Raw genomic sequence first — 3,900 nt, forward strand, 5'->3', positions numbered from 1 at the left:
AGTGGAGAAAAGAAGAGTTAACTGATAGGATTATTAATGCCTGTAGCAGTGGATAAAGAAATAGGGTTACTGGTAAATTTCGCAGACTCCAGGATTGATGTCCGAAGGGTGGAGCAAGAAAAAGTTTAAGCCATTTCTCCAATTCTCCCTTTTCCCCATTTCTCCTTGTTTACACTTCTAATGTATAGCCCTGAACGGTTACCTTTATCTATTATAGAGGATAAACTTTTATAAGGGAGGTACTACTTGTATGATAAATTCTGGAGATACTACTTGGATTTTAATCTCAACTGCTCTCGTGATGCTTATGACACCTGCCCTGGGGCTATTTTATGGTGGGATGGTGGGTAAGAAAAACATCCTTTCTACTATGATGATGTCTTTTGTCACTTTAGCTTTAATAAGCCTGCAATGGGTAATTTATGGCTATAGTTTATGTTTTGGAAAAGATGTTTATGGAATAATTGGTGGCTTGAATTTTCTGGGATTAAATGGTGTCAGCCAGACGCCAAATCCTGACTATGCTGGCACAATTCCTCATATTGCCTTTATGCTCTTTCAAATGATGTTTGCCGTCATCACTCCAGCCTTAATAACAGGTTGTTATGTAGAAAGGGTAAGTTTTGGTGGTTATTTAGTTTTTACCCTACTTTGGGCAACATTTGTCTATGACCCTGTTTGTCACTGGGTTTGGGGTGTGGGTGGATGGCTTCGGAATTGGGGTGTATTAGATTTTGCCGGCGGGATAGTGGTGCATATTTCAGCCGGTGTATCGGCTTTGGCGGCAAGTTTTGTCATAGGTAAAAGGAAAGGATATGGGAAAACGACTTATGAACCATCAAATATCCCACTTACAATTATAGGTGCATTTTTATTGTGGTTTGGATGGTTTGGTTTTAATGGTGGTAGTGCTTTGACCTCAGGCGGACTTGCTTCAAATGCCTTTTTAGTGACCAATATTGCCGGTGCTGCTTGTGGATTGATGTGGATGTTGTTATCCTGGAATTACAAGCGACCCAGTGCCCTGGGCTTTGCTACAGGTTGTATCGTGGGACTGGCTACCATTACACCCGCCTCAGGTTATGTAGGACCTTTGTCTGCAATTATCATTGGCCTGGTGTCAGCATTTCTGGGTTATTATGCCATATTACTGAGGATGAAAACAAGCCTTGATGACTCTCTGGATGTATTCGCCTGTCACGGTATAGGTGGAATGTGGGGAGTGATTGCCACAGGAATATTTGCTCAAAAGGCAATAAATCCATCTGGTGCTGATGGATTACTCTATGGAAATCTAAACCAATTTTTAACCCAAGTCTATGCAGTTGCAATTGTATCCATCTATTCCTTTGTCGCTACATTCATCCTGGCAAAGCTGGTGGATATAGTTGTGGGATTGAGGGTAATGGATAAGGAAGAGGTTGTAGGACTGGATATTTCACAACATGCGGAAACTATTATCTAAAAAGAGGTGAGTTATGAAAAAGGTAGAAGCAATAATCAGACGGGAAAAATTACAAGCGGTAAAAGAAGCCTTATCCAAAGAAGGCGTTATAGGTTTAACGGTAATAGAGGTCAAAGGAAGGGGAGAGCAAGGTGGAATAACCCTGGAATGGCGGGTTGGGGAATATAAGGTTGATATCCTTCCAAAGATTAAATTGGAAATTGTCATAGAAGATGAATTAGTCAATAAGGTGGTAGAAATAATATGCCATTCAGCCAGAACCGGTGAAGTAGGTGATGGAAAGATATTTGTTTCAGATATTCTGAAGGTAATAAAAATTAGGATGGGGGAAGAGTTGGGTTACCATAAGGGCTGATTTTTTACTTTAATATATATCCCTCGTTATACAGGGTAAAAAATAAAGATGGAGGTGTTAAATATGCTAACCAAAGATGATGTGCTCAAATTAGTCAAGGAGAACAATGTAAAGTTTACTCGGTTATGGTTTACAGATGTTCTCGGTCAGTTAAAAAGTTTTGCCATAACCGACAAAGAGATGGAGAATGCTCTAAATCATGGGATGGGGTTTGATGGTTCGTCAATCACCGGCTATCAAGCTATTGAGGAAAGCGATATGATTGCTATGCCTAACCCAGATACATTCCAATTACTTCCCTGGAGACCAAAAGAGAATGCTGTAGCCAGGATGTTTTGTGATGTTTTGGTGCCTGGAGGTAAAGAATATGAAGGAGACCCAAGATATGTCTTGAAAAGGGCATTAAAGAGGATGGAAGAGATGGGTTTTGACCATTATTATATTGGACCAGAACTTGAGTATTTCTACTTCAATTCCTCTGATGCTACTGATGTGCTTGATGAAGGTGGCTATTTTGATTTGACTACCCTTGATGCAGGAAGTGACCTGCGTCGCGAAACTATTCTGGCTTTAGAATCAATGGGCATCCATATTGAATATAGTCACCATGAAGTAGGCAAAAGCCAACATGAGATTGATATGAGGTATGCAGATGCACTGAAGATGGCAGACAATGTGATGACCTATCGTTTAGTGGTCAAGGAAATAGCTCAGAAATACGGAGTCTATGCCACATTTATGCCCAAGCCAGTCTTTGGGATAAATGGTAGTGGTATGCATACCCACCAATCACTCTTTAAAGGAAATAAGAACGCCTTCTTTGACCCAAACGATAAATATCACTTAAGCAATGTCGCTAAACAGTTTATTGCCGGACAATTAACCCATGCTAAAGAGATGAGCGCTATTTTTGCCCAGTGGGTGAATTCTTATAAACGACTTGTCCCGGGTTATGAAGCACCTGTTTATATTGCCTGGAGTAATCGTAACCGCTCAGCGTTAATGAGAATCCCTGTCTATCATCCAGGTAAGGAGCAAGCCACCAGGGCAGAGTTAAGGTGTCCTGACCCTGCTTGCAATCCATACCTTACCTTCGCCGTTATGCTTCAGGCAGGTTTAGATGGCATTGAAAAAGGATATACACTCCCAGAGCCAATGGAGAAAAATCTCTATCATTTGACGGATGATGAAAGAAAGGAATTAGGGATTGAATCCTTACCCGGTAGTCTGGGAGAAGCAATATCCATTGCTGAAAAGAGCGACTTAATCAAAAGAGCACTGGGCGACCATATCTTCCCAAGATTCATTAATTTGAAAAAGAAGGAATGGGAAGAATATCGCATCCAGGTAACTCAGTATGAGTTAGATAAGTATCTTTCGATTCTGTAAAGGAATACCTTTACGATAACCCTTGACATATAGATAATCTTTACCGTAGATTAACCCCGTTAGACAAAATTCTAACGGGGTTAATTGTTGTTAATTGCGTAAAATCTTACAACCTGTGCAATTAGTTTTATTCAAGAAGTTAGAACTAAAAACTTACCCACTATTCTGAAAATCAAGAAACTATCGTGGTTGGTGTTCATTTAACCGCAAAGTGCGCAAAGATTTTTCGCAAAGAACGCAGAGATTTTTTTAGTTCCTTTCGTGTCCTTTGCGGTTTCTCCTTTGCACTCTTTGCGGTGAAAAATTTACCTGCACAGGTCAAAAGTTTTTGTTGACTTATGATAAAATTTCTGCTAAAATATTTTTTTGGTCAAAGAAACACTTGGTGAACACATCTTCTCCCGATTTCTCTATAATAAAATGAAAGAATGGGATAATGACAGAATTCAGGTTACTTCACATGAAATAGATAAGTATTTGCCGATGTTATAAGGGTGAAACAAATGGCACTATCAGACGAAATAAGCAAATGGATTAAGATTGAAGTAGAAAAGGCAGGTGCTGAAGGCATAGTTGTAGGATTGAGTGGCGGAATTGATTCGGCGGTCACAGCGGCTCTATCAAAAAAGGCTGTGGGAGATAATGTTCTGGGGTTAATAATGCCCTGTCTTAGTTCCATCGCAGATGAAGA

4 protein-coding genes are annotated in these 3,900 nt (G+C 40.1%); all 4 read left to right on the plus strand.

Annotated elements, in window-relative coordinates:
* Positions 1-250: 250 nt before the first annotated feature.
* Positions 251-1,465 carry an ammonium transporter gene (locus tag AB1414_17150; protein ID MEW6609142.1) on the plus strand — a complete coding sequence of 405 codons (1,215 nt, stop codon included), beginning with the start codon at positions 251-253 and terminating at the stop codon, positions 1,463-1,465.
* Between the two features lie 13 nt (positions 1,466-1,478).
* Positions 1,479-1,820: a P-II family nitrogen regulator gene (locus tag AB1414_17155; protein ID MEW6609143.1), complete on the plus strand. Its 342-nt coding sequence runs from the start codon at positions 1,479-1,481 to the stop codon at positions 1,818-1,820.
* Positions 1,821-1,883: 63 nt separating this feature from the next.
* Positions 1,884-3,209: a glutamine synthetase family protein gene (locus AB1414_17160; protein ID MEW6609144.1), complete on the plus strand. Its 1,326-nt coding sequence runs from the start codon at positions 1,884-1,886 to the stop codon at positions 3,207-3,209.
* Positions 3,210-3,712: 503 nt separating this feature from the next.
* Positions 3,713-3,900 (plus strand): NAD(+) synthetase (locus tag AB1414_17165; GenBank protein ID MEW6609145.1); only part of this gene is annotated, 188 nt, incomplete at its 3' end.

It is taken from the genome of bacterium, assembly GCA_040755795.1.
Taxonomy (GTDB): Bacteria; UBA9089; CG2-30-40-21; order CG2-30-40-21; family SBAY01; genus JBFLXS01.